Source organism: Micromonospora sp. WMMD956 (assembly GCF_029626125.1).
Lineage (GTDB): Bacteria > Actinomycetota > Actinomycetes > Mycobacteriales > Micromonosporaceae > Micromonospora > Micromonospora carbonacea.
This window is the reverse complement of sequence record NZ_JARUBI010000005.1, coordinates 5,743,383-5,768,916: the sequence shown is the minus strand read 5'-3', so window position 1 is coordinate 5,768,916 and position 25,534 is coordinate 5,743,383. Positions and strand designations below refer to the sequence as shown.

Sequence of the window (25,534 nt, the reverse complement as noted above, 5' to 3'; positions counted from 1 at the left end):
CACCGGCGCGCATCACCGTGACCGGTCCTCAGACCAGCGACTTCTCCGCCTTCTCGACGGCGTCCTGGGCCCGGTCCCAGTCCCCGCCGAAGTTGTCCGCCAGCGCATGGAGCCACCGCTCGATGCCGAAGCCGACGCAGCTGGTGGAGGCCGGGCCACCGCCGGTCAACGAGATGGAGCACCGCTCACCGAAGAACTTGTGATGGATGTTCACGGAGGCGATCGCCATGTCCTGATAGACGTACTCGTGCTTGACCGGCACGAGCTGCTGGAAGGTGACCCGCTCGTCGGACTGGTCGTAGAAGGGGTCGGAGGCCGCGCGGCGGTGCAGCGGCAGGCCGATCTCACCGGCGAGCATGTTCAGGAACCGCTCCGAGTGATCGAGGTGGGCCTGGGCCTGCTCCGGGGTTCCCAGCGCCACGACCTCGCGCATCCGGAACGCCTTGAGGCGGCGGAGCCCGTCGAAGTGGTCCTCGTTGCGGAAGCACTGCCCCAGCAGGGACACCAGCTCTCCGCCCTCGGGCACCTGCCGGCCGCGGTAGTGGAGGTAGACCCCGTAGCAGGCGCTGGACGGCAGGGCGAGACCCGCCGCAGCCAGCGCGTCGGGGCCGAACTTCCCCGAGGCGGCCTCCTGCTCGATCTGGTCGGCCCCCGTGACAGCGACGTCCAGGGCCGAGGAGACGAGGGCGAGGTGGGGGAAGTTCCGGTAGACGTCGAGGGCGGCGAGGTCGCTGACCGGCAGCAGCGGCGGAACGGTCAGCGTGACGGCCCCCGACCCCCTTGCCCACCGGGTGCAGACGCGGTCCAGCACCTCGGCGAGCCGGGTCGGCTCCTCCTCGAGCGCGACGAGTCCCCCTGACACCCGGACACCTGTCCTGACGCTCATCGGCAGCTCCTTACGTGAATGCCTCAAGGGCTGGGGAGGCCCCGCTGGTGGCGCCGGGGCCGCGGGTCAACCGCCGATCCGGCGGCGGGCTCTGCCGGGGCAGCGGCGGGCGAAGGTCGCGCGACACGGAAATCTAGATCGACTCACGTGAATACGGGAGGACCTTTCCGTGCTCCGCGACACTGGCTAAGGTAACACCTCAGAGGACCTGAGCAGCTGAGCGATTTCACGTCTTCACTAGGGAACGGAACACGCTTTTCCATGAAAAAGGGACAACTTGGCTTCCTCACCGGCACCCACGCGGTCAACGACCTTTATCAGGGCGCGATCCCCGCGATGCTGCCGTTCCTGATGGCCGAACGGCACTACAGTTACGCCGCCGTCTCCGGCCTGGCGTTCGCGGCGAGCGGCGTCTCCAGCCTGTTCCAGCCGCTGTTCGGCATCCTGTCCGACCGCAGGCCGCGCAGCTGGCTGGTGCCGGCCGGGTTCGTCACCGCCGCCCTGGGGGTGGTCGCGGCCGGCCTGTCGGGGGGATATGTCGTCACCTGGCTCTGTGTCGCGCTGGCGGGGATCGGCATCGCGGCCTACCACCCGCCCGCGACGAGTCAGGCGCGTGCCGCCGGGGGCTCCTCGCAGCGGGCCATGAGCATCTTCTCCGTCGGCGGGACGATCGGCGGGGCGGTCGCGCCGTCACTGGTCACCCTCGTGATCGGATCGGCGGGATTCGACGGGAGCTACCTGTTGGCGGTCCCCGCCCTGGCCATGGCGGTCGCCTGGGCGCTCAAGGGGCCATGGATGCGATGGCGCGGCCACACCGAGGCGCCCCCGCTGGTGACCGGCGCCTCGGCGAAGTCCGCGGCGGGCCGCACCCGGCAGGCCGACGACTGGCGCTCCTTCGGCCGTCTGGTGGCCGTCGTCATCGGGTGGTCCATCCCCTTCGTCACCGTCACCTCGCTGGTGTCCCTGCATGCGCAGCGCGATCTGGGCGAGTCCGGGACGGCGGGTGCCGTCGTGCTCACCTGCTACACCGCGGCCGGGGCCGTGGGGACCCTGCTGGGCGGCTGGCTCGGCGACCGGCAGGGCAGGATGACCTCGGTCCGGGTCGGTTATCTGGCAGCCCTTCCCGCGCTGTTCGGCGTTGCCTGGGCCCCGGCATTTCCGGTCCTCGTGCTGAGCGCCACGCTGTTCGGCGCCGCCATGTTCGTGCCGTTCGCCGCGCAGGTCACCCTCGCCCAGGACTACCTGCCCCACCACCCCGGCACGGCGAGCGGGCTGACCCTGGGGCTGGCCATGGCGGCGGGCGGCCTGTGCTCTCCCGCGTTCGGGTGGTTGGCCGATACGAGCGGGCTGCGCACCGCCTTCTACGCGGCGCTCCTCGTCTTCGCGGTCCCGGTCGTGCTGGCGCTCCGCCTTCCCGACCGCGTCGCGGGCTCGTCCGACTCACCGCCTGCGGACCTGGTAGAGGCGGGAAATATCAACAGCGGACAATAGAGATCACTTTCTCTTCACAATATCGAATAGTCAACCAGACCTCAGGGTGAGCGCCCGGAATATGAGATGGCCATTGAAAGTAATCACCCCGCTACGTAGCGTCTTGTCTGGCTCGAAAACAGCTCCCCCCAGGCAATATCCAGGCAGGCACTAAAGGCCCCGCCCTGTCGAACCTGTGCGCCGAGAAGGAGATATCTGATGAAGATCAACTGGCCTGACCACGAGGAACTCAAGGCGGAGGGTATTGCGCTGTCGCGGCGCTTCGTCTTCGGCCAGGAGATGTCCTGCCTCAAGGTGGTCGCCGACCAGTCCGGAGACCTGAATCTACCGCCCCACTGGCACGAGAACGAGCAGTGGGTCGTGGTGACCGAAGGGTCCATCCGTTTCGTCTGCGAAGGCACGGAATACGAGCTCAACGCCGGCGACGTCGCCTACATCCCTTCCCGCCAGCGACACACGGCTACTTTCGTCGGCGAGGAGGGCGCCGTTCTCCTGGAATTCTCCGCTCCCCCGCGCCTCGACCTCGTGCCGGGTTCGGTCGTACCGTCGTCGATGATATTCGACCAGAACCCTCCGGAATGACTCACTGATTGTCCGCCATCACGCCGACTGGGGATCGATCGTGCGCAGCAAGAGGTACGACAGGGCACCTTCAGGAATAACGATCCACGAGAGATTCGGGCAGGTCGCCCAGGAATTCCCCGACCGCAGCGCCGTCGTCACCACCGAACGAGCGGTCACCTACGCGGAACTCGCGGCCGAGGCCCGGCGGATCGCCCACCACCTGATCGGCCACGGCGTACGACCCGGCAGGTTCGTCCCCGTCGTGGCCCGCAGGTCACCCGACCTGGCCGCCGTGCTGCTCGGCATACTCATGGCCGGCGGCGCGTACGGAATCCTGGACGTGAGGTGGCCGCTTCCCCGCGTCACCCGGCTGCTGCACGACATGCGACCACCCGTCGTGCTGGCAGACGCCGCGGGCTCCGCTCGCCTCGACGTGGCGCGGATCGACCACCTCACCTTCGCGGCCCTGGGGCGGACCGCCCCGCCCGGGCTGCCGGTCGACCTGCCCAGGGTGCCGCCGGATGCCTGCTCGACCCTCTTCTGGACGTCAGGGAGCACCGGCGCTCCCAAGGCGGTGCTGTCTCCGCACCTTGCCACCACGAGGCTGTTCACCCCGAGCGCCTTCATGGACCTCGGGGCGCACCCCGTCATGATCCACGCAGCGGCGGTCGCCTGGGACGCGTTCACCCTGGAACTGTGGGGAATGCTGCTCAGCGGCGGAACCGCCGTCGTGCACGAGGACGATCTCCTCCTGCCGCCCGCGATCCGCACCTACGTCCGGGACCTGGGCGCCACCCACCTCTTCCTCACCCCGTCGCTCTTCGACGTGATCGCGGGCGGCGGCATCGACTGCCTGGACGGTCTGCGCGCCGTGCTGCTGGGCGGAGACAAGCCACCCCCGGCGACCTGCCGGAAGCTTCTCGACACCTACCCGGGCATCGAGCTGTACAACGGCTACGGCCCCGTCGAGTCCTGCGTGTTCGCCACCGTCCACCGCATCACCAGGGACGACACGGACCGGGCGTCGGGCATCCCGGCCGGCCGTACCGTGCCGGGCACGAGGCTGCACGTCGTCCGCGACGGCGCCCCGGTGCGGCCGGGCGAGCCGGGCGAGGTCGCCATCGCCGGGACAGGCCTCGCCCTCGGCTACCTGGACGCCCCCGAGCAGACCGCTTCCGCCTTCCGGCACGTCACGGTCGAGGGGACCAGGACCAGGGTCTATCTGACCGGCGACCGGGGCTGGGTGGACGAGTCGGGCGTCCTGCACTTCATCGGCCGCACGGACTCCCAGATCAAGATCGCCGGGCATCGAATCGAACCGGCGGAGATCGAGTCGGCAGTCCGCACGCTGGGAAAGGTGCGGTCGGTCGCCCTTTCCCTCCCCGACCGTAACGGAACGCCGCGCATCGTCCTGTTCGCCGAGAGGCCCGAAGAGGGTGTCACCGAACTGGAACTGCAGGGCCGCCTCAGGGAATTGCTGCCGATCTACATGGTGCCCACCAGGGTGCACTTCGTCTCCGCGCTGCCGCTTCTCGAGAACACCAAGATAGACAAGTTGCAGCTCTCGGCGCGCTTCGGCTACAGCCCCTGAGCGCCGGGACGGATTCCCGAACCACGAGTGCCGAATCCCGTGCACAGGAAAGGAATCGAGACTTGAGCACGAAGAACCCCACGGAGGAGAAGTTCTCCGTCGCACTCGAATCCATTCAGAGCAAACGTCGGATCGAACGGGTCCAGGAGGCGGCGAATGCCCTCCTCGACCGCTATGCGAATCAGCACGGCCGCGAAGAACGGTTGCGGCTCACCTTCGAGCTCATTCGGCGGAACCTCACTCCGGAAATTGCCATCGTCTTCGGGGGCCTGACCCTCGGCGCCGACGACTCGGGCGAAACCGCCGGAGCCGGGGCCGTGCCGCCCGTTCCTTCCGCTGGCCTTCACGGGAAGACGATTTTCCGCTGCCGGATCCACGGGCCCGACGGCAGGAACGGATCGCTCACCGCGTTCTACACGGAACCCGGCTCCATGGGACTGACCAGCGCCGAATGGCTGGCGGCGATGCGGCTGCTGGCCGGAATCACCGGCCTGGGTATCGGGGGGTACGTCACATGCCCGCAGTAGCGACCGGGGCCTCTCCGACGCGCCTTCTGGCACGGCCGTACTGGTTCCGGAGCCTGCCGGCCGGGGCCGACGTCCACCGGCTCGACGAGGGGCTGTTCGCGGTGACGGGCAACGCGGCCGTGCAGGAGGCACTCGCCCACCCCGAGATCGTGGCCGAACACCCGCTCAAGGCCAGCGCGCGTGCCTTCGGCCCCAACGTGCTCGACGCCGACGGGCCCAGCCACCGGGCGTTCCGTGCCCTCCTCGCACCGATCCTGTCGGCCGGACGCATCGCGGAGTACAAGAGGTCGCTGATGCCCGGACTCGTCCGGGAGCTGGTCGGCAGCCTCACCGGCGTCGAGACCGACGACTTCTACAACGCGTTCGCGCACCGGGTCCCGTACGGCATCGTGTGCACGATCCTCGGCATCGACGTCTCCCTGGCCGACCGGTTCCACGAGCTGACCCGCCCGCTGGCGCGGCTTCTCGACTATCCCACCGAGGAAACCGAGGAGACCCACGCCAACGTCGCCGAGCTGCTGCGGCTGATCGAGGAGCAGCGGGCGGCAGGGGCCGTCGGCGGGCAGTCCCTGCTTGAGACGATCGAGCGGACCCGGGACCGCAAGGGCATCCTGCTGACCGACAGCGAGGTGCGGTCGACGGCGCTGCTGTTCTTCCTGGCGGGCACCGAGACGAGCAGCGCGTTCATCACCTCGCTCGTGTACTGCATGGGACGTGGTGTCTTCGATCTGGACGAGCTGCGCGACGACCGGGTCCGGGACGACTACGTCGAGGAGGTGCTGAGGCTCTACCCACCCGTGCAGACGGTCGTCCGGTTCGCCAGTGCGGACCTGACCCTCCGGGGCGTGGAGGTGCCGCGGCACTCGGCGGTGCTGACCTCGATCGCGGGAGCCAACCGTGACCCGCGGGTCTTCGACCACCCCGACCGGTTCCAGCTCGGCAGGAGCACGAAGGGCTCGGTTCCCTTCGCGGTAGGGGCGCACGCCTGTCCGGGAGCCATGCTCGCGAAGACGGAGTTCTCGCTGCTCATCGAGGAGATCATCGAGCGCTGCTCGGACGTGGTCATCACCCGCGACCGCCTCGGCATGGAGAGCCAGTCGTTCTCCCGCCCCACGAACTTCTCCGTTGAATTCAGGGCGAGATAGGAAAGAGGGCACAGTGGAAAGCAAGATCGTGTCGCTGCGCAAGTGGCTCGACAGCCTGCACGAGGAGCCGTTCGACATCCAGGACGACACCGACCTGATCCAGTCGGGGGCGGTGACCAGCCTCCAGTTCGTCCAGATGGTGATCGAGATCGAGCGCCTGCACGGCCGGAAGCTGGATCCGGGCGTGATCACCGTCGAGTCGATGCGCACGCTCAAGGCCATCGACGCGGCCGTCTTCCAGGCTGCCTGATGGCAGCGGAAGGTTCCCCGGTGGCGGTGGTCTCGGGAACGTCGTCCGGGATCGGCGCGGCCGTGGCGGCGGAGTTCCTGCGCCGGGCGTACACCGTCGTCGGTCTGTCCCGGCGCGGCAACCCCGTCCTCGCGAACGAAGGCGGCTACGTCGACAGCGTCGTCGACCTGCGTGACCGGGAGGCCCTGCGGGCCGCACTCGCCTCCGTGGCCGACGTCACCGCGGACGGGGTCCGGGCCGTGGTGCTCAACGCCGGCGCCTCACCGGACCCGGCCGACCTCGTCAAGGTCGAGTGGCAGGTGGCGAGCGACGCCTACGAGACCAACGTCCGCACGGCGCTGCACCTCGTGCAGGAGACGGCGCCGCTGCTCAGGCAGGGCGGCGGCGGCTCACTGACGTTCGTCGGAGCCAGCCTGGCCAACGGCTACCAGCCCGAGCGCTGGGCGTACGCGGCCAGCAAGGCCGCGATGACCACCCTGATGCGTGCGTGCTCGGTCGAGTTCGCCGACGACGCAGTGGTGGCGAACGAGGTACGTCCCGGACCCGTGGCGACCGCCATGACGATGGCCGGGCTGGACGGCGAGGTCAACGACCAGATCATCCGCGCCATCAACGCGGGATTCGGCACGGACTGGCTCAAGGCTCCGCGCACCGTGGCGGAGTGGATCGTGACCATCGCCGAGTTCCCGTCGAACGGACCCACCGGACAGGTCTTCAACTACAGCCGCAAGGTTCTGTAAACCACAGGAAAGGCGGACAGGCAGCCATGTCGACCTACCCCTCCTCGGAGCAACTACTCGACCTGTTCAACTGGGCCTCTCCCGGCATGCTGGTCACCGACGCCCACGGCGCCGTGGTGCTGGCCAACAAGGCCGCCACGGAGCTGCTGGGGGACACGGCCGCGGCCGGCACCCCGCTCGCTGCCGCGCTGGGAGTCGACGACTACGACGCCCTGCTGGCGGCCGGCACGCCGGTAGAGAACCGGGAAGCCCGCTTCGCGAACCCCGACTTCGCCTCCGGATACGCCAACATCGGCTTCGGCGAGGTCGACGGCAGGACCTACGGCTTCTGGGCTCTGCGGCCGGTCACCACCCATCCGACGCCCTCCCCCACGCCGGGTGAAGGCCCCTCCACCGCACAGGTGTGGATCAACCAGGTAGACCGGTCCAGCGACTCCTACGCGCCGGTCGGCGCGGAGGCCGTCCGGTTCATCCGGGCGTACTACGACCACTGCCCGGTCGCCATCCACCTGATCGAGGAGGACGGCACGGTCGCCCACGCGAACTGGAAGGACATCTCGATCGTCGGGGCGAGCGCGCAGCCGGAGACCTATGTCGGGCACCACATCCGCCGCATCTACGCCGACCAGGACGTCGTCGAGGACTTCCTGGGCCGCTGGGGCGAGGACGCACCGATCATCGACTTCCGGGCGGACTTCCTCAACAACGGGGAGCGGGTCCCGGTGGTGATCTTCTCCACGGCCAAGGTCGAGGACGACAGGCTGAAGAACACCCGCTGCTTCGTCTTCCCCGACAGCCACCCGCACCGCGAGCGGGACAAGGTCAGGGCGCTGGACCTCAACTTCTGAGCCGGGCGGCGCGCCTGGGCGAAGAACGCGCCCAGCTCCGGCTCGCACCACGTCGCGTTCCGGACCTTCCGGCTGCCGACGCCGACGCTCCGCAGCGCTCCGCCTCCTGCGCGGCCGCCCGGGTGCCGGCCCAGGAGGGCGGCCTCCCGCGGCGACAGCGGTGCGCGACAGGAACGCCGGGCCCCGGCGAGGTTGCTCGCCGGGGCCCGGTCATGCCCACCGGGGGCTCATCCTGCGCTGTCCCGCACCCGCCGCACGAACAGGTCGACGACGCCGCGCAGCCCGACGCCGCCCGCCAGCCACCGGCAGACCTGGAGCATCTGCTCCCTCCCTTCCCCACCCCACAAAGGAGTTCCGCTGTGCGGACCATCGGCTTTCTCGGCCTCGGCACCATGGGCAGCCCGATGGCTGTCAACCTGTGCAGGGCCGGACACACCGTGTACGGCTGGAACCGCAGCCCCGGCAGGACCGGGCCGCTGCTCGCGGCGGGCGGCCGAACCGCGGCGTCGGTGCGCGAGGCGGTCCGCGACGCACATGTGGTGATCACCATGCTCCCGGACGCCCCACAGGTCGAGGAGATCGCCTACGGCCCTGGCGGGGTGTTGGCCAACGCCCGGCCGGGCACGCTGCTGATCGACATGTCGACCATCGCCCCGCGAAGCTCGATGAAGCTGGCCGGCGTCGCCGCCGAACGGCGCATCCGGGTCCTGGACGCTCCGGTCGCGGGCGGTGAGACCGGAGCGATCGAGGGCACCCTGTCGATCATGGTCGGCGGGGAGAGCGACGACTTCGAGGAGGCGAGGCCCGTCTTCGAGGCGCTCGGCAGGACCGTCACGTACTGCGGCACCCATGGTCTCGGTCAGACGGTGAAGGCCGCCAACCAGCTGGTCCTCGCGATCAACATGCAGGCGTGCGCGGAGGCGGTGGTCTTCCTCGAGAGGTCGGGTGTGGACCTCGAAGCCGCTCTCGACGTGCTGGGCGCGGGTCTCGCCGGCTCCAACGTCCTCGCCCGCAAGAAGCCCAACCTCCTGCGGCGCGACTACACCCCCAGCTTCACCATGGGCCTGCACCACAAGGACATGGGCATCGTCACCGACACCGCGCGCAGCATCGGAGCCGCCATTCCCCTCGGGGCCGTCGCCGCGCAGCTCGTGGCGTCGGCCGTGGCCCGTGGCGAGGCGGCTCTCGACCACTGCGCCCTGCTCCGCGGCGTCGAACTGCTCAGCGGCTACGACCGCGAGTAGTCCCACCCGCGCCGGGCCCGGTCACACGTCGGTGACGCGCAGGCCGGCGTGCGCCTTGTAGCGGCGGTTGACCGAGATGAGGTTGGCGGTGAGCGCCTCCACCTGGTGCGCGTTGCGCAGCCGCCCGCCGTAGACGCCGCGCACGCCGGGGATGACGGCCGCGAGGTCCTGGACGAGGTCGGTGGCCGCGCGGTCGTCGCCGAGCACCAGCACGTCGGTGTCGACCGTGTCGAGGTCGGGGTCCTCCAGGAGCACGGCGGAGACGTGGTGGAACGCGCCGACGACGGTCGACGCGGTGAGGATGGCCGCCGCCTGCTGGGCCGCCGAGCCCTCCGCGACGGGGAGGGCGTAGGCGCCCTGCCTGTCGAAGCCCAGCGGGTTGACGCAGTCGACGACGACCTTCCCCGCCAGCGCCGGGGCCAGCTCGGCGAGCAGCTCGGCGTGGCCGTCCCAGGGGACGGCGACCACGACGATGTCGCCGGCCGCCGCCGCGTCGGCGTTCGCCGCGCCCCGGACCCGGCCGGGCAGCGCCGCCGCGGCCTGCGCCGCCCGGTCGGCGTCCCGCGAGCCGAGCACCACGTCGAGCCCGGCCGCGGCGAAGCGGCGGGCGAGGCCGCGCCCCTGCGGGCCGGTGCCGCCGAGCACGGCGACGGTACGGCCGCGAAGCGCGTCGCTGACGGTCATGCCGGGTTCCTTTCGTAGACGACGAGCGGGTTGCCGCAGGGGTCGACGACCACCGCCCGCCGCTCGTGCGGGCCGGCCTGGGGGGCACCGGCCGTGGCGCCGGCCGCCACCAGCCCGGCCAGGCAGGCGTCCAGGTCGTCGACCTGCACGCTGAGCAGGGTCCGCCCGGCGACGGGCTGCTGGGTGGCGTCGGCCAGGCCGACGGTGACGGTGCCATCGGTGACGGCGGCGTACCGGTCGCCGTCGCGGAACCGCACCGTCAGGCCGAGGCCGGTGTAGAAGGCGAGCTGGGCGTCCAGGTCCCCGGCGGGGACGATCACGTGACCGATCCTCACGGGCGGAACCTCGGCATGACCTCGCGGGCGAACCGCTCGACGATCTCGATGGAGCGCTCGATGGGCAGGCCGAGCCACTGGGCGCGGAAGACGAAGTGGTTGTAGCCGGCGTCGGCGAAGTCGCGGATCTTCGCGGCGATGTCGTCGGGCGAGCCGAAGAACAGCGCCTTCTCCTTGATCGCGTCCCACTGCGACTCGAAGAAGTCCATGCCGTACTGGACGTACTCGCCGTAGGAGCGGCGCACCGCGTCGCCGGCCACCGCGAAGGCGGCCTCCGCCGAGTCCGCGACGCACAGGTCGCGGTGGATCGGGAACACCGCGCCCTCCTCGCCGAAGCCGGCCGCCCGGCGCTGCTCCCGGTAGTCGGCCAGGTTGCCGACGGCCCAGTTGCGCCGCACGTTCGACGGGGCCAGCCACGGCAGGCCCTGCCGGGCGATCCGGGCGATGCCCGTCGGGCCGTTGGCCCCGACCCACACCGGCGGGTGCGGGCGCTGCACGGGCAGGACGCTGCACCGTACGCCGTCGAGGGCGAAGTGCTTGCCCTCGTGGTGGACCGTCTCCCCCGTCCACAGCCGCTGCATCACCGCGAGGGCCTCGTTCATCCGCGACACGCGGGTGCGCCGGTCGATGCCGAACGACGCGAACTCGACGTCGCGGTAGCCGGAGCCGATGCCCAGCACGAACCGGCCGCCGGACAGCTGGTCGATGGTGGCGATCTCCTCGGCCCAGTGCACCGGGTGGCCCAGCGGCAGGATGAGGATGCCGGTGCCGAGCTGCATGGTCCCGGAGTGGTCGACGAGCCGGCTCAGCAGCGGCAGCGGCTGCGGCGTGCGCAGCGACGACAGGTAGTGGTGGATGCCGAACACCGAGTCGTAGCCCAGGTCGCGGACGTGCTGGACGTACTCGACGGTCTCGCCGAGGCGTCGGCCCAGGTCGTCGCCGGGGGCGTACTGGTGGTCGAGGAGGATGCCGAACCTCACGCCGCGCGCCTACTCTTCCCGGGACCGGGCGTCGCTGAGCCGGAAGTAGGGCGCGACCAGCCGGTCCCGGTCGGCCAGCGCCTGGGCGATGCCCTTCTCGCGCCGCTCCTTGAGGAAGTTCCAGTCGCCCTCGTCGAAGCTGACGTTGGTGGCCCAGCCGTGCCCGACCCAGCCGGTCATCGCGCCCAGGCCCTTGCCCCGGGCCTCCATGACGACCTGCATCATCGACTTGCCCATCATCAGCGAGTCCAGCGGCATGACCGCGATCGCGTCGGCGTAGTCGTCGACCCACCGCTGTAGCTCGTCGCGCTCGACGACCTTGGTGACCAGGCCCTTGCGCTCGCCCTCCTCGGCGCCGATGGCCCGCATGGTCAGCATGACGTCCTTCATCGTCGTCAGGCCGACCTTCTCGATCCAGTGGTACATGTCCTGCGGGGCGGGGCCGAGGTAGCGGAACGCGGGGTGGGTGAACCGGGCGTCCGGGGAGGCGATGACGATGTCGGCCGACAGCGCGATCTGGAAGTGGCCGCCGTAGCAGTAGCCCTGCACCTGGCAGATGGTCGCCTTCAGCGACTCGATGATCGGGCGGGTGAAGCCGGAGCTGAGCACGTTGCGGTCGGGCAGGATCCGCTGCCGCTGCGCCGGCCGCCGCCGCGACGCCTTGTCGGTGCCGGTCCGGTAGCCGATGTAGTGGCCCAGCTCGGCGGCGTCCGCGCCGGTGCCGAAGTGCTCGCCCTCGCCCTTGAACACGATGACCTTGACCCGGTCGTCGGTCTCGGCTTCCCGGACCAGGTCGCCGACCCGCTCGAACGCGGCCACGGGGATGGCGTTGAGCCGCTCGGGGCGGTCGAAGGTGATGGTCGCGACGGACCGTTCCTCGTCGACGTCGTAGCGGACGTACTTCGCGAGGACCTCGGGGTCGACCTCCATGTTCTCGACGTCCCACTGGTGTTCCAGAAGCTCGGCTTCGGTCTTCTTCACGGCGGTTCCTTAGGTGGCGGGGGTGCGGAAGGCGGGGATCACTTCGGTGGCGAACAGCCGCAGCGAGGCGCGCAGCTTCTCGGTGGGCATGCCCAGCCACCCGGGACGGAAGATCAGGTGGTCGAAGCCCAGGTCGCGCAGGGCGGAGATCCGTTCGACGAGGAACTCCGGGGAGCCCAGCAGCAGCGTGTTGCGCACCAGCTCGTCGAACCGGTCCCGCTGCCAGCGCAGCGCCGGGTACTCGGCGTACGTCGAGTACTCGACGCGGGCGTGCGGCAGCGCCTCCTCGACGGCCCGCTCGGTGGTCGGCGCGCAGTACAGCTCGACGCCGACGGGCCGCTGCACGGTCGCCGGGTCGCGGCCGTACTCGGCCAGGGCCTCGTTGTAGACGGCCAGGTGCTCGGGCAGGAAGCGGCGGCTCGGGGAGTTGCCCGGGGCGTACCAGGCGTCGCCGAGGCGGGCCGCCCGGCGGACGGCCTTCTTGCCGCCCGCGCCGATCCAGATCGGCGGCCCGCCCGGGGTCAGCGGGCGCACCCCGATCGTGGCGTCGGTCTGCGGAAAGAACTCGCCCTCGTGGGTGACCGGCTGCCCGGTCCACAAGGCCCGGATGAGCCGCAGGCTCTCGTCGAAGCGGCGGAACCGGGTCTCCGGGTCGATGCCGAACGCGGCGAACTCGTTGTCGCGGTAGCCGGCGCCGACGCCGAGGACCACCCGCCCGCCGGAGAGGTGGTCGAGGGTGGCGAACTCCTCGGCGACGTGCACCGGGTGGAACATCGGCAGCAGCAGGATGCCGGTGCCGAGCAGCATGTCGCCGGAGCGCGGGATCAGGCTGGCCAGCATCGAGATCGGCTGGGGCGTGGCCAGGTTGGACTGGAAGTGGTTGATCGTCCACACCGAGTCGTAGCCCAGCTCGGCGGCCAGCTCGACGGTGCCGAACAGGTCGTCGAGGTGGGCCCGCAGGTCGTCGCCGTGCGGGTACTGGTGCGACGCCATGATGCCGAACCTCATCAGCTTCCCCCTCCCTGCGACACGGGTGCCGCCGCGCGGCTGGTCTTGCCGGTGGTGCTGCGTTCCAGGGCGGGCACGAACTCGACCCGCCGGGGGGTCTTGAAGTGGGCGAGGCGGTCCCGGGCGTACGCGACGACGGCGTCGGCGAGGTCGGCGTCGGTGACCGCGTCGTCGGCCTCCCGCACGACGAGCGCCACGGGGATCTCGCCCAGCCGGTCGTCGGGGCGGCCGAGCACCCGCACGTCGCGCACGAGCGGGTGCTCCCGCAGCACGTCCTCGATCTCCTCGGGCCACACCTGGAAACCGCCGCACTTGATCATGTCGCGCTTGCGGCCGACGAGGAACAGGACGCCGTCGGCGTCGACGTAGCCGATGTCGCCGGTGTGCACCCAGCCGTCGCGGACCAGGTCCCGGGACGCCTCGGCGTCGTCGACGTACCCCCGGGTCAGCGCGGACCGGACGACCACCTCGCCCGACGAGCCGGTGGGCAGGGCCCCGCCCGCGTCGTCGCGGATCTCCAGCTCCACGCCCGGGTAGACCCGGCCGGCCGAACCGGGCTTCCACCGCCCGGCCTTCATGTCCCGGCCGGTCCAGCCGGCGATGTGCCCGGCCTCGGTCGAGCCGTAGTTGACCAGGATCGGCACCCGGTAGCGCTCCTCGAAGGCGCGCCGCACCGGCCACGAGATCGCCTGCCCGGCCACGAGGACGGACTTGACCCCGTGAAACGGCAGGTCCCGCTCGGCGTGCACGATGTCGAAGACCATCGTGGGCAGCAGGAAGAGGTTGTCGAACGCGAACCGGTCCATCAGGTCGGCGAGCCGGTCGACGCCGAAGCGTTCCCAGACCACGGCGGCCCGCCCGACGAAGTACGCGAACAGCAGCGAGTGCTGGCCGCCGCTGTGGAACAGCGGCAGGGCGATGAGGTTGGGGGCGGCGTCGGGCGCGGCGGTGCCCTCGGCGTCGGTGCCGGTGCTGACCCGGGCCAGCCGCCCGAGCGACTCGCGGGTCCCGCCGTGGGTGACGCTGACCGCCTTCGGCCGCCCGGTGGTGGTGCCGCCGGTGAACAAGATGCACGCCTCGGCCTCGGGCGCGACGTCGACGGCCGGCACCCGCGCCTCGTGCCGCCACGGCAGGGCCGCCGCGCCGGCGAGCGGCTCCGCGACGCTACGCACCGGCGGCGCGTCCCCGGCGGCGGCGAGGAACTCGGCGACCACGTCGGGGCGGCGGTCGTCGACGAGCAGCAGGCGCGGGTCGGTCTTCGCGACCGACTCGGCCAGCTCGGCGGCGTTGTAGAGGCTGCTCACGGTGACCGGGACCGCGCCGACCTTCCACGCGCCGAAGAGGAAGAAGACGATCTCCGGGCCATTGGTCAGGTAGCAGGCGACGCGGTCGCCGGGGCCGACGCCCTCGGCGCGCAGCGCGGCGGCGACCCCGCCGGCGAGCAGGTCGATCTGGTCGAACGTCCACGACCGCCCGTCCTCGCCGTACAGGCCCGGCACGTCGGGGCGGTCGGCACAGCGCCGGTCGAGGATGCGGGCGAGGTTGCCGGCGCTCATCGGGACGCCTCCCGTGTGGTCGGTGCGGTGTCGACGCGCGCGATGACCTCCGCGCCGAAGCGCGCGAGCTGCTCCATCGCCTCGTCCTGGCCGGCGCCGACGAACTGGTGGCGCAGGGAGACCTCCGTGATGCCGAGGTCGGTCTCCCAGCGGCGCAGCTTGTCGACGATCTCGTCGGCCGACCCGACGAGGCAGTCCTCGGCGAGGTAGCGGTCGAGGTCGAGGGACTGGGCGTCGTCCCACGACTTGTAGCCCGCGTACTGGCGCTCAAGGTGGGGGCGGACGGCGGCGACGGCGCCGGCGTAGCTGTCGCCGAGGTACGCCTCGCGGGTCATGGGGTACTCCCGGTCGAGGGCGAAGCCACGCTCGGCGAGGTCGGCGCGGTAGATGCCGAGCAGGCGGGCCAGCTCTGCGTCGTTGCCCTTGGGGCCGATGAGCCACGGCGCGTCCAGCCGGGCCGCCCGGCGGATCGCGGGCTCGGCGAACGCGCCGATCCACAGCGGCGGGCCGCCGGGCTGCACGGGGCGCAGCGCCAGGGACGCGCCGGGGACCTCGCCCCAGCTGCCGGCGAGATCGACCGTCTCGCCGTTCCACAGCGACCGCAGCGTCGGCACGTACTCGCGCAGGCGGCGCAGCCGGTCGTCCCAGGCGACGCCGAAGGCGGTGGTCTCCCGCTTGCGGTAGCCGGCGCCGATGCCGACGGTCAGCCGGCCGCCCGAGAGCACGTCGAGGGACGCGAGGTCCTCGGCGAGCGCGACCGGGTTCAGCAGCGGCGCGAGCAGCACCCCGAAGCCGATGCGGACCCGCGAGGTGGCGCGGGCGAGGTACCCGGCGAGCGGGATCGGCTGGACGAACGCCGACCGGGCCAGGTAGTGGTGGCCGAGGTAGACGGCGTGGAAGCCGGCCGCCTCCGCGGCGGCGGCCTGGGCCAGCACGCCGTCGATGCCGTCGACGGCGGAGGCCGACGGGTCGAACTGGGCGCTGAGGAAGCAGCTGATCCTCACCCGACGACCGCCTCGGTGACGGGCGGGGCGACCGGGGCGGCGTCGGCCTGCTCCTGGGCGCGGAAGTGCGGGATGACCTTCTCGGCGAACTCCTCCATCGACCGCAGCGCGGCCCGGCGGTCCAGCGACGGGATCCGCAGCCAGCCGATGTAGTGGTTGATGCCGAGCTGTTCGCGCAGCATCTCGATGGTCTCGATGACCCGCTGCGCCGAGCCGAAGTTGCCGCCGTGGGTCAGCGTCTGCTCCAGGGTCAGCAGCTCGATGTTCTTCGCGACGGCCGCGTAGTAGGAGCGTTCCTGTTCGATGGCCTCCTCCGAGCCGGGGATGACCTTGCCGACCGACTTGTAGTAGTTCATCGCGGCCAGGGCGGCCTCCCGCAGGCCCTCCTCGCCGTCGCCGCACCAGACCTGCTGCATGAACGGCAGTTCGTAGTCGGCGATGTCGAACCCGTTCTCCCGCATGCTCTGCCGGTAGAGGCTGAAGTTCTTCTGCATGATGCCCAACGGCGTGAAGTTCGGCGAGGTGATGATCGACTCGCCGACCGCGCCGCGCTCGCGGAAGCTGTCGGGGGAGACGGTGCCCTGCAGGATCGGCGGGCCGCCGGGGGTGTGCGGGCGCGGGTAGGTCGTGACGTTGTCGTAGTGGAAGATCTGGCCGTGGTAGGAGAAGTTCTCCTGCGACAGCGCCAGCCGCAGGATCTCCAGGGTCTCCTGGTAGCGCTGCTTCGACTCCTCCAGAGGAATGCCGAAGCCGGCGAACTCGGCGGGCTGGTAGCCCCGGCCGACGCCGATGCGGACCCGGCCGCCGCTGAGCACGTCGAGGGCGGCGATGTCCTCGGCCAGGCGCAGCGGGTGGTGCAGCGGCAGCACGAGGACGGCGGTGCCGATGGTGATCCGCCGGGTGCGCTCGGCGACGGCCATGCCGAAGTTCACCGGGCTGCCGAGGATGCCGTACTTGGAGAAGTGGTGCTCGGCCAGCCAGATCGAGTCGAAGCCCAGCTCGTCGGCCAGCTGGATCTCGTCGAGGGTCTCCCGCAGCACCTGGTGGTCCGATGTGCCATCGCTCACCGGAAACAGGTTCATGATTCCGAACTTCACGGCCTCTCCTCGTTTATTCCGACCAGCCGGTATGTTACTGCCGTGCTAGATGGCCTGCAAGGGTTGCGCAGGTCAGGCCGCTGCGGTGCGCCCGGGAACGGGCGACTCGCCGACCCGCGCGCCGACCCGCAGCTCGCCGGCGCGACGCCGGTGCCACGAGCCGCGCCCGAGCCGGGCGTCGAGCACCAGCGCCCGGCGCAGGAACAGGTGCGGGTCCGCCTCCATCGTGATGCCCATCCCGCCGTGCACCTGGATGCACCGCTCGGCGGCGAAGACCGCCGCCCGCCCGGCCGCGGCCTTCGCCGCGTGCACCTGGATCCCGGCGTCGGGGCGGCCGGTGTCGACCGCCCACGCGGCGTACAGGGTCAGGTCCCACGCGGCCTTGCGCGCCGTGGCGGCCTCCGCGAGCTGGAACGCGACCCCCTGGAACGAGCCGATCACCCGGCCGAACTGCCGGCGGGTGCGGGCCTGCTCGGCGGCCAGGTCGATCGCGCCCTGCGCCACCCCGCACAGCTCGGCGGCCACCACCAGCGCGGCACGCCGCACGCCCGCGCCGGCGGGCGACACGCGGCCCGGCGCGGCCACGGTGACGTCCGACAGCGGCACCGACGGGTCGACGGAGTCCCGCGCGGCGACCCCGGCCGCCTCGGCGGTCCAGACCCCGTCGGGGCCCAGGACGGCGACGCCGTCGGCCTGCGCCGCGTACGGCACCAGGGTCCGCACCAGCGGATCGGGCGAGACCCCGTCCGCCCAGCCGGAGCCGCCCGGCACGTCGACCGCGCAGGTGAGCACCCGGCCGCCGGAGAGCACCTCGTCGGGCAGCGGATCGGGCCGGTCACCGCCGCAGAGCAGCTGGACGGCGGCCGCGTGCGCCGGGAACCGGCTCGGCACGAGCCGCTCGCCGAGCGCCTCGACGGCGACCAGCAGGTCGATCAGGTGCGACCCGACGCCGCCGGCGGCCTCGGGCACGCCGAGGAGGCCGAAGTCGCCCAGCAGCAGGCCGTCGCAGGCCGGGGCGCGCCACGGGCCCGTCAGGGCGTCGCGCGCCCGGGCTTTCTCCCCCGCCGCGAGGGCGGCGACGGTGTCGCCGATCTCCCGCTGCTCCGGGGTGAAGGTTGCTCGCATGTGGCCACTCCGCTCAGCGTGAGCGGGGCAGGTGCAGCACCCGCTCCGCGAGGATCGACTTCTGGACTTCCTCCGTGCCGCCCTCGATGGTGTGGGCGCGGGCACGCAGGTAGCGGCGCATCCGGGCGGCGGCCCCGTCGCCGTCGAGCAGCACGCCACCGGCCTCGTCGAGCTGCACGGCGAGGCGGTTGGCGTTCTGCACCACCTGCGCCCACAGGCTCTTGAGCGCCGACGTCTCCGGGCCCGGCACGCCGCCGGCCCGGCTCTCGCCGAGCATGCGCATCGACCCGATCCGGACCGCCTCGGCGTCGCAGTGCAGCGCGCCCACCGTGTCGAGGAACGCGCCGTCGTCGGCCACGCCGCGCGCGACCGCGAGGTCGACCACCCGGTCCACCGCCTGCCGGGCCCACACCCACAGGTTGAGCGCCATGCTGCCGCGCTCGAAGGCCAGGGTGGTGAGCGCGACGGTCCAGCCGTTGCCGACGCCGCCGAGCACGTCCGAGTCGGGCACGAAGACGTCGTCGAGGAACATCTCGTTGAACTCGGTGTCCCCGTTGATCATTTCCAGCGACCGGACGGTGAAGGCGTCCATCGGGGCGAGGAAGTAGGTGATGCCCCGGTGCTTCGGCGCGTCGGGGTCGGTGCGCGCCAGCAGCAGGCACTTCGACGCGTTGTGCGCGTTGGACGTCCAGATCTTCGCGCCGTTGACGCGCCACCCGCCGTCGACCCGGGTCGCGGCCGTGCGCAGGCTCGCCAGGTCGGAACCGGAGCCGGGCTCGCTGAAGCCCTGGCACCAGTACGTCTCGCCGCGCAGGATCCCGGGCAGGTGCCGGGCCTGCTGCTCGTCGGTGCCGTGGGCGATGATCGTGGGCCCGGCCAGCATCATGCCGACCCCGTTGAGCGGGTACGGCGCGCCGCGCACGGCGGCCTCCTCGTTGAAGATGGCCTGCGCCAGCGAGTCCATGCCCCGGCCGCCGTGCGCGGTCGGCCACGACAGGCCGGCCCAGCCGCCGGCACACAGCCGGTCCTGCCACACCCGCGACCAGTGCTCGCGCTCGTCCTGCGCCAGCTCCTCCTGGTCGGGCACGTCGGCCAGCGCCTTGTCGAGCCAGTCGCCGACCTCGCGCCGGAACGCCAGGTCGGCGTCGCTGTCAGCGAAGTCCATGCCCATCCCCCACCGGGTCGTCGTCGATGCCGGTCACGCGGAGAGCTCCTCGGAGCGCGTGAGCCGGGCCTTGTAGAGCTTGCCGTTCGGGTCGCGCGGCAGCGCGTCGCGCACCACGTACGACACCGGGCGCTTCGGCTTGGCCAGCCGCTGCGCGAGGTGGTCGCGCAGCGCCGCCACGGCCGCGTCGGCGTCGGGCGCGGCGTCGGCCAGCACGACGTGCGCCTGCGGCACCTCGCCGAACTCCTCGTCGGGCGCCCCGATCACCCCGGCGTCGACGACCCAGTCGTGTTCCAGCAGCGCCGCCTCGATCTCGGCCGGGTAGACGTTGACGCCGCCGACCAGGATCAGCTCGGCCGCGCGGCCGGTGATGTAGAGGAAGCCGTCGGCGTCGACGTGGCCGACGTCCCAGACGGTCATCAGGCCGTCGCGGCGCGCGCCGTCGGTCTTGCCGGGGTCGTTGTGGTACTCGACCCGGTCGTCGCCCTGGCGCATGTAGACGATGCCGGTCTGCCCGACCGGCACCTCGTTGCCCAGCTCGTCGAGGATCTTCAGGGTGGAGATCGAGGCCGGGCGGCCGACCGTGCCGGGGTGGGCGAGCCACTCGTGGGGCCGCGCGACGGTCGTGCCGACCTCGGTCGAGCCGTAGTACTCGTAGACGACGGGGCCGAACCAGTCGAGGATGCGCTGCTTGACCTCGCGGGGGCAGGGCGCCGCGCCGTGCAGCACGTAGCGCAGCGTGGAGACGTCGTAGGCGTCGCGCACCTCGGCGGGCAGTTGCAGCAGCCGGTAGAAGTGGGTCGGCACCATGCTGGTGCCGGTGACCCGCTGCTCGTGGACCCGCCGCAGGAAGCCCTCCGGCGTCCAGCCGTCCATCAGGACCAGGGTGCCGCCGGCGTGCAGCGCGCCCATGGCCGGGGTGATGTTGGCCGAGTGGTACATCGGCGCGGAGACCAGCCAGGACGCGAACGCCGGGCGCTCCATGCCGAACTCCCGGAACAGCCAGACGTACGTCAGCGCGCCGGTGTCGGCGTCGACGCCGCTGAGCGGCCGCTTGACGCCCTTCGGGCGGCCGGTGGTGCCCGAGGTGTACATCATCAGGGAGCCGGCCGGCGTGTCGTGCGGGCTCGTGTCGGGCATGCCCGCGGTGAGCGCCGACAGCGGGCGGGCCCGGTCCGTGCGGGGCGTGCCGTCGACGAACACCTCGATGTCGGGGGCGGCCCCGGCGGCGGCGACCACCACGTCCTCGACGCGGGCGGAGCCGACGACCACCTTCGCGCCGCTGTCGGCGAGGATGTAGCCGACCTCGGGCGCGGTGAGGTGGTAGTTGAGCGTCACGAGGTAGAGCCCCGACTGCATCGCCGCGAGATACAGCGCCACCATGCCGGCGCTGTTCGTCATGACCGCCGCGACCGTGTCACCGGGCCGGAGGCCCGCCCGGGTGCGCAGGCCGTGCGAGATCCGGTTCACCTCGGCGAACAGCTCGCCGTAGGAGATCCGCCGATCGTCGGCGGTCACGATCGCGCACAGGTCCGGTTCGGCGACGGCCCACAGCCGAAACCCCGTCCGTTCCTCGCTCATCGGACTCCTTGAATTAAATTCCGACCATCCGGTATGTTGTTGTCACACAGTAAGGGAGCCGTCCGACGATGTCCATACCCGTGAGCGACGCACACGCCGCCAGCTACCGCGCCCGCCAGGTGCCGGACCCCGTCCAGGTCGTCGACGGCGTCTGGGGCGTCCCGATCCCCCTGGACGGCAGCGCCCTGCGCTACGTCACCGTCTACCTGGTCGACACCGGCGACGGCCCGGTCCTCGTCGACGCCGGCTACGACCACCCGGCCTGCTGGGCGGCGTTCCGGCGGTCGGTCGAGTCGCTCGGCCACCGGGTCGAGGCCATCACGACCGTCCTCCTCACCCACAACCATCCCGACCACGTCGGCTTCGCCGCCCGCCTGCGGGAGGTCTCCGGGGCGCGGATCGTCATGGGCCGCGCCGACGACTTCGCCACCGCGCACCGCACGCGCGGCACCTTCCTCGCCCAGCTCCGCGCCGCCCTCGACCTCACCGGCGCGCCGGCCGACGTCGTCGACGGCATGTACGCCGACGCCGTCGCGGTCGCCGAGCACCACGAGACGCTGCGGCTCGACGTCGCCCTCGACGCCGACACCGAGTTCCGCTTCGGCGACGTGACCATCCACGCCGTGCCCGCCCCCGGGCACACCTACGGGCACACGGTCTTCCTCGACACCCGCGGCCTGGTCTTCACCGGCGACACGATGATGGCCGAGGGGCCGACCCAGCTCGCAATCGTGAGCCGGCCCGACGACGACCCGGCCGGCGACCTGCTACGCACCCTGGCGCGCATCCGCGACCTCGGCGCGACCATCGCCTGCCCCGCCCACCAGTTCCCCTACCGGGACGTGGCGGCGCGCGCCGACGCGCTCGCGGCCTTCCACCGGAGCGAGGTCGACCGGGTCCGGGACCTTGCCGGCGACGGCCTCGACGCGTGGCGGCTGGCCCCCCGGATGCCGTGGAGGAAGCCGTGGGACGAGCTCGGCCGGGGCACCCGGCGCTTCTCCCTGATGCACACCCTCGCCCTGCTGCGGCACGTGACCCGCGCCGCCCGGTAGGCGTCGACGGCCGGGCGTCAGCCGCGCCCGGGCTCGGCGTACGTCCAGTCCGGCCGCAGCTCGGCGCGCAGCTCGCGCAGGGTCCGCTTGAGCACCTTCCCCGACGGGTTCGTCGGCAGCTCCGGCACCAGGAAGACCTCCTTCGGCACCTTGAACCGGCCCAGCCGCCGCCGGGCGTACGCGATCAGGTCCCCGGCCTGAAGCCCCGGCCGGCCGACCACGAACGCCACCGGCACCTCCACCCACACCGGGTGCGGCGCGCCCACCACCGAAGCGGCGAGCACGAGCGGGTGCCCGGCGAGCACGTTCTCGATCTCGGCGCTGGCGATGTTCTCCCCGCCGCTGCGGATCATGTCCTTGAGCCGGTCGCGGATGTAGAGGTAGCCGTCGGCGTCGAGGCAGCCGATGTCGCCGGTGTGGAACCAGCCGTCGCGGAACGCGGCCCGCGTCGCCTCCGGGTCGTCGAGGTAGCCGGGGCTCACCTTCGGCCCCCGCGCGACCACCTCGCCGTCCTCGCCGGCCGGCACGTCGCGGCCGTCCGGGTCGACCACCCGCACCTGGACCCACGGCACCGGCAGGCCCACCGAGCCCTGCTTGGACTCCTGGTGCGCGGCGTCGAGGTAGGTCAGCCCGCTGCACGTCTCGGTGAGGCCGTAGCCCTCGATCAGGCGCGCGTGGGGGAACAGTCCCCGCGCCACGGCGAACAGCGCCGACGTCACCTGCGAGTAGATCACCCAGCGCACCGACGACAGGTCGGCGGCGACGCCCGTCGCGCGGCGCAGCATGTCGAGCATCGTCGCCGCCATCACCATGCCGGTGATCCGTTCCGCCTCGATCGCCCGCAGCACGGCCGCCGGCTCGAAGCGCCGCAGCAGCACCATCGTGCCGCCGACGTGCCAGATGCCGTAGCCGGGCAGGTCGGTGCCGCCCACGTGGTAGAGCGGGGCGAAGTTGAGGATCCGGTCGCCGGGGCGCAGCCCCAGCTCCACGATCTGGGCGTGCATGTTCATGTTCACGTTGCCGTGGGTGAGCAGGACGCCCTTGGGCAGGCTGGTCGTGCCGGAGGTGTAGACGATCCGTTGCAGGGCGGCGTCGTCGAGGTCGGCGTCGGCGACCCGGGCCCCCCGGTGGGCGTCGATCAGCGCCCGCAGGTCGAGCCAGCCGTCGCCGATCGGTTCGAGGGCGAACCGGCCCACGCCCGCCGGGCCGGGACCGCCGGCGGCCGGCGCGGCCTCGGTCAGGGCGGCCTCGGTCAGGGCGGCCTCCGTCAACGCCGCGAACTCCGGGACGCTCGCGACCGCCTGGACCCGGGCGTGCGCGAGCAGCCGGGCCAGCTCCCCCGGCGTCAGCCGGTAGTTCAGCGGCACGAAGACCGCGCCGAGCTTCGCCAGCGCCAGGGACAGGAGGAGGAACTCCGGCACGTTGTTCGCCACGATCGCCACCCGGCTGTCCCGGCGTACCCCCTCGGCCGACAGGCCCGCGGCCAGGGCGTTGACGTCGGCGTCGAGCTGCCGGTGGGTCCACCGGCGGCCCTCGAAGACGAGCGCGTCGGCGTCGGCGAAGCGCCGGGCGTTGCCGGCCAGCATCGCGGCGATGTTGGCGGTGCTCACCCGGCCACCGCCGGGCGCGGGGAGCTGCGCTCCGGTGGTGGCGTCCCGGTGCCGCCCTGGCGCAGCAGCGTCTTGAGGACCTTGCCGGAGTCGTTGCGCGGCAGCGCGGCGACGACCTCGACGTACCTGGGGACCTTGTACCGGGCCAGTTCGGCCCGGCAGTGCCCGCGCAGCTCCTCGGCGGCGGTGGCCGCGCCGTCGCGCAGGACGACGAACGCCTTCGGCACCTCGTCCCACTGCGGGTCCGGCACGCCCACGACGGCGACCTCGGCGACGTCGGGGTGCCGGGCGAGGACCCGTTCGATCTCGGCGCTGGCGATGTTCTCCCCGCCGGACTTGATCAGGTCGGCGCGGCGGTCGACGAACCACAGGTAGCCGTCGGCGTCGATCCGCCCGACGTCGCCGGTGAGGAACCAGCCGTCGCGGCGGGTCCGCCGGTTGGCCTCGTCGTCGTTCCAGTAGCCGGGCGAGACCTTCTCGCCGCGCACGACGATCTCCCCCGCCACGCCGGGGGCGACGGGCCGGAAGTGCTCGTCGACGATCCGGATGTGCACGCCGGGGAACGGCGCGCCGAGCGCGCCCAGCTTCGCCTCCTCGTGGGCGGCGTCCATGTAGCAGACGCCGTTGCACAGCTCGGTCATGCCGAAGGTGTCGACGAGGCGCACGTGCGGCAGGCGGCGCTTCACCTCCCGCCGCACGCCCGGCGCGACGCCGGCGAAGAGCAGGTAGCGCAGCGCGGCGAGGTCCGGCGGGTCGGGCAGGTCCAGCACGCCGAAGAGGATCTGCGCGGCCAGCACCATGCCGGTGATGCGTTCCTCGGCGGCGATGCGGGCGATGTCCGCCGCCTTGAACGTCGGCGTGAGCACCATCGTCGCGCCCGCCACGAACGTCGCCAGCCCCGGCGCCTCCAGCCCGCTGACGTGGAACAGCGGCGCGGAGACCAGGATCCGGTCGGCGGCGGTCAGCTCCAGTTCGAGGACCTGGGCGAGGTGGTTCGCGGCGAGGTTGCCGTAGGTGTGCACGACCCCCTTGGGCCGGGCCGTGGTGCCCGAGGTGTAGAGCAGCCGGTGCACGTCGGCGGGGCCCTTCTCGGCGTCGGCGACCCGCACGCCGGCCGGCTGCCCGGCGAGCAGGTCGGCCAGCCGCCGCGCGCCGCCGACGACCCGGTCGCCGTTGGCGACCAGGGTCCGCAGCCCGGCCGCGGTCGCCAGCCGGTCGGCGTCGTCGGCGAAGTCGTCGTCGTAGAGCAGGCCGGTGACGCCGGCCTGGTCGAGGACGTACGCCTGCTCGTTGACGTGCAGCCGCCAGTTCAGCGGCACCGAGATCGCGCCGATGCGGCTGAGCGCGAGCAGCTCGATGACGTAGGTGGCGGTGTTACGGCCGAGCACGCCGACCAGGTCGTCGGCGGTGACGCCGGCGGCCAGCAGCGCCGCCGCGTGCCGGTCGACGTCGGCGTCGAGCGCGGCGTACGTCCAGCGGCGGTCGGCGTCGACGAGGGCCTCCCGGTCGGCGCGGCGCAGCGCCTGCCGGCGCAGGTGCTCGGTGACGTTGCCGGCGGCCATCAGTTGCCGCCGCCGTCGCGCCGCCGGGCCAGGATCTCCTCCCGGGACGGCAGCGACACGAACTCCAGCAGGTTGCCGTCGAGGTCGCGGGCCGCGAACGCGGTGATGTGGCCGTAGTTCTCCAGCAGCACCCGGTTGGGGGCGGTCAGGCAGTCGGCGCCCAGCTCGACCAGCCGCCGGTGCAGCTCGTGGATCTCGTCGAGCGGCACCTCGAAGCTGAGCAGGAAGGGCCCCAGCTCCAGGTGGCCGCCGGTCGCCGTGCGGGTGGTGACGCCGTTCCACTCGATGAGTTCGAGCTGGCCGACACGGCTGGGCCCCTGGAGGTACTGGACCTTCCCGGTGGTGCCGGCGGGCAGGCCCAGCGACACCTCGATCCCGGGGCCGCCGACGTCGGTGCGCAGCGTCCTGCGGTAGCCGAGGGCCCGCTCGTAGAAGTCCGCGGCCCGGTCGACGTCGGAGACGGTGATGGCCACGTGGTGCACTTCGCTGACCGGCATGGTGACTCGCT

General features: G+C 72.1%; 25 protein-coding genes. 10 read left to right on the top strand and 15 right to left on the bottom strand.

All coding sequences use genetic code 11. The features are described 5' to 3' along the window. Positions 1 to 28: 28 nt before the first annotated feature. A complete protein-coding gene (locus tag O7628_RS25310; protein WP_278134296.1) occupies positions 29 to 886 on the bottom strand; it encodes a hypothetical protein in 858 nt (285 codons plus the stop codon). 261 nt (positions 887 to 1,147) lie between these two features. On the opposite strand from O7628_RS25310, the gene O7628_RS25305 reads away from it, so the two are divergent. The 9 genes from O7628_RS25305 (at position 1,148) to O7628_RS25265 (ending at position 9,286) form a co-directional block, all read left to right on the top strand. Then, a complete protein-coding gene (locus O7628_RS25305) occupies positions 1,148 to 2,377 on the top strand; it encodes an MFS transporter (RefSeq protein WP_278134294.1) in 1,230 nt (409 codons plus the stop codon). A gap of 198 nt (positions 2,378 to 2,575) precedes the next feature. After that, on the top strand, positions 2,576 to 2,959 hold the full coding sequence (locus tag O7628_RS25300; RefSeq protein WP_278134291.1) for a cupin domain-containing protein: 384 nt from the start codon (positions 2,576 to 2,578) through the stop codon (positions 2,957 to 2,959). Between the two features lie 40 nt (positions 2,960 to 2,999). After that, positions 3,000 to 4,532 (top strand): AMP-binding protein, encoded by a 1,533-nt coding sequence (locus O7628_RS25295; protein WP_278134289.1) that lies wholly within the window; start codon positions 3,000 to 3,002, stop codon positions 4,530 to 4,532. 62 nt (positions 4,533 to 4,594) lie between these two features. Then, positions 4,595 to 5,059 carry a hypothetical protein gene (locus tag O7628_RS25290; protein WP_278134287.1) on the top strand — a complete coding sequence of 155 codons (465 nt, stop codon included), beginning with the start codon at positions 4,595 to 4,597 and terminating at the stop codon, positions 5,057 to 5,059. Continuing rightward, positions 5,047 to 6,204 carry a cytochrome P450 gene (locus O7628_RS25285; RefSeq protein WP_278134285.1) on the top strand — a complete coding sequence of 386 codons (1,158 nt, stop codon included), beginning with the start codon at positions 5,047 to 5,049 and terminating at the stop codon, positions 6,202 to 6,204. The genes O7628_RS25290 and O7628_RS25285 overlap by 13 nt, the downstream gene beginning before the upstream one ends. Before the next feature lie 13 nt (positions 6,205 to 6,217). Next, entirely contained in the window at positions 6,218 to 6,454 is a 237-nt protein-coding gene (locus tag O7628_RS25280) for an acyl carrier protein (protein WP_074478902.1), read from the top strand. A 20-nt stretch (positions 6,455 to 6,474) separates the two neighbouring features. Beyond that, entirely contained in the window at positions 6,475 to 7,194 is a 720-nt protein-coding gene (locus tag O7628_RS25275; RefSeq protein ID WP_278134282.1) for an SDR family oxidoreductase, read from the top strand. A 26-nt stretch (positions 7,195 to 7,220) separates the two neighbouring features. Next, entirely contained in the window at positions 7,221 to 8,042 is an 822-nt protein-coding gene (locus O7628_RS25270) for a PAS domain-containing protein (RefSeq protein ID WP_278134280.1), read from the top strand. A 359-nt stretch (positions 8,043 to 8,401) separates the two neighbouring features. Further along, positions 8,402 to 9,286, top strand: coding sequence for a 2-hydroxy-3-oxopropionate reductase (locus tag O7628_RS25265; RefSeq protein WP_278134278.1), 885 nt, complete (start codon positions 8,402 to 8,404; stop codon positions 9,284 to 9,286). Between the two features lie 21 nt (positions 9,287 to 9,307). Here the strand turns inward: O7628_RS25265 and npdG are convergent, their stop codons facing one another. The 11 genes from npdG to O7628_RS25210 all read right to left on the bottom strand — a co-directional run bounded on the left by npdG (position 9,308) and on the right by O7628_RS25210 (position 20,802). After that, positions 9,308 to 9,970 carry an NADPH-dependent F420 reductase gene (gene npdG, locus O7628_RS25260; protein ID WP_278134276.1) on the bottom strand — a complete coding sequence of 221 codons (663 nt, stop codon included), beginning with the start codon at positions 9,968 to 9,970 and terminating at the stop codon, positions 9,308 to 9,310. Further along, on the bottom strand, positions 9,967 to 10,305 hold the full coding sequence (locus O7628_RS25255; RefSeq protein ID WP_074478897.1) for a VOC family protein: 339 nt from the start codon (positions 10,303 to 10,305) through the stop codon (positions 9,967 to 9,969). Before O7628_RS25255 ends, npdG begins: the two co-directional genes overlap by 4 nt. Further along, entirely contained in the window at positions 10,302 to 11,285 is a 984-nt protein-coding gene (locus O7628_RS25250) for an LLM class flavin-dependent oxidoreductase (protein ID WP_278134274.1), read from the bottom strand. Before O7628_RS25250 ends, O7628_RS25255 begins: the two co-directional genes overlap by 4 nt. 9 nt (positions 11,286 to 11,294) lie before the next feature. Next, positions 11,295 to 12,266 carry an enoyl-CoA hydratase/isomerase family protein gene (locus O7628_RS25245; protein ID WP_074478895.1) on the bottom strand — a complete coding sequence of 324 codons (972 nt, stop codon included), beginning with the start codon at positions 12,264 to 12,266 and terminating at the stop codon, positions 11,295 to 11,297. Between the two features lie 9 nt (positions 12,267 to 12,275). Beyond that, positions 12,276 to 13,274, bottom strand: a complete 999-nt coding sequence (locus O7628_RS25240) for an LLM class flavin-dependent oxidoreductase (RefSeq protein ID WP_278134272.1) — start codon at positions 13,272 to 13,274, stop codon at positions 12,276 to 12,278. Further along, complete coding sequence (locus O7628_RS25235) at positions 13,274 to 14,830, bottom strand: class I adenylate-forming enzyme family protein (RefSeq protein ID WP_278134271.1); 1,557 nt, start codon at positions 14,828 to 14,830, stop codon at positions 13,274 to 13,276. Before O7628_RS25235 ends, O7628_RS25240 begins: the two co-directional genes overlap by 1 nt. Beyond that, positions 14,827 to 15,834 carry an LLM class flavin-dependent oxidoreductase gene (locus O7628_RS25230; RefSeq protein WP_278134270.1) on the bottom strand — a complete coding sequence of 336 codons (1,008 nt, stop codon included), beginning with the start codon at positions 15,832 to 15,834 and terminating at the stop codon, positions 14,827 to 14,829. Before O7628_RS25230 ends, O7628_RS25235 begins: the two co-directional genes overlap by 4 nt. Then, complete coding sequence (locus tag O7628_RS25225; RefSeq protein ID WP_278136398.1) at positions 15,831 to 16,916, bottom strand: LLM class flavin-dependent oxidoreductase; 1,086 nt, start codon at positions 16,914 to 16,916, stop codon at positions 15,831 to 15,833. The genes O7628_RS25230 and O7628_RS25225 overlap by 4 nt, the downstream gene beginning before the upstream one ends. 87 nt (positions 16,917 to 17,003) lie before the next feature. Then, complete coding sequence (locus tag O7628_RS25220) at positions 17,004 to 18,056, bottom strand: acyl-CoA dehydrogenase (protein ID WP_278134268.1); 1,053 nt, start codon at positions 18,054 to 18,056, stop codon at positions 17,004 to 17,006. Positions 18,057 to 18,069: 13 nt separating this feature from the next. Continuing rightward, positions 18,070 to 19,221 carry an acyl-CoA dehydrogenase family protein gene (locus O7628_RS25215; RefSeq protein WP_278134266.1) on the bottom strand — a complete coding sequence of 384 codons (1,152 nt, stop codon included), beginning with the start codon at positions 19,219 to 19,221 and terminating at the stop codon, positions 18,070 to 18,072. Positions 19,222 to 19,254: 33 nt separating this feature from the next. Then, on the bottom strand, positions 19,255 to 20,802 hold the full coding sequence (locus O7628_RS25210; protein WP_278134265.1) for an AMP-binding protein: 1,548 nt from the start codon (positions 20,800 to 20,802) through the stop codon (positions 19,255 to 19,257). A gap of 80 nt (positions 20,803 to 20,882) precedes the next feature. Between O7628_RS25210 and O7628_RS25205 the strand changes: the two genes are divergently transcribed. Continuing rightward, positions 20,883 to 21,854, top strand: a complete 972-nt coding sequence (locus O7628_RS25205; RefSeq protein ID WP_278134263.1) for an MBL fold metallo-hydrolase — start codon at positions 20,883 to 20,885, stop codon at positions 21,852 to 21,854. A 17-nt stretch (positions 21,855 to 21,871) separates the two neighbouring features. Here the strand turns inward: O7628_RS25205 and O7628_RS25200 are convergent, their stop codons facing one another. Genes O7628_RS25200 through O7628_RS25190 form a run of 3 tightly spaced genes read right to left on the bottom strand, consistent with a single transcriptional unit; the run spans position 21,872 to position 25,523 of the window. Beyond that, positions 21,872 to 23,464 (bottom strand): AMP-binding protein, encoded by a 1,593-nt coding sequence (locus O7628_RS25200; protein ID WP_278134261.1) that lies wholly within the window; start codon positions 23,462 to 23,464, stop codon positions 21,872 to 21,874. After that, positions 23,461 to 25,026, bottom strand: coding sequence for an AMP-binding protein (locus tag O7628_RS25195; RefSeq protein ID WP_278134259.1), 1,566 nt, complete (start codon positions 25,024 to 25,026; stop codon positions 23,461 to 23,463). Before O7628_RS25195 ends, O7628_RS25200 begins: the two co-directional genes overlap by 4 nt. Continuing rightward, positions 25,026 to 25,523: a VOC family protein gene (locus tag O7628_RS25190; RefSeq protein WP_278134257.1), complete on the bottom strand. Its 498-nt coding sequence runs from the start codon at positions 25,521 to 25,523 to the stop codon at positions 25,026 to 25,028. Before O7628_RS25190 ends, O7628_RS25195 begins: the two co-directional genes overlap by 1 nt. Positions 25,524 to 25,534 lie beyond the last annotated feature (11 nt).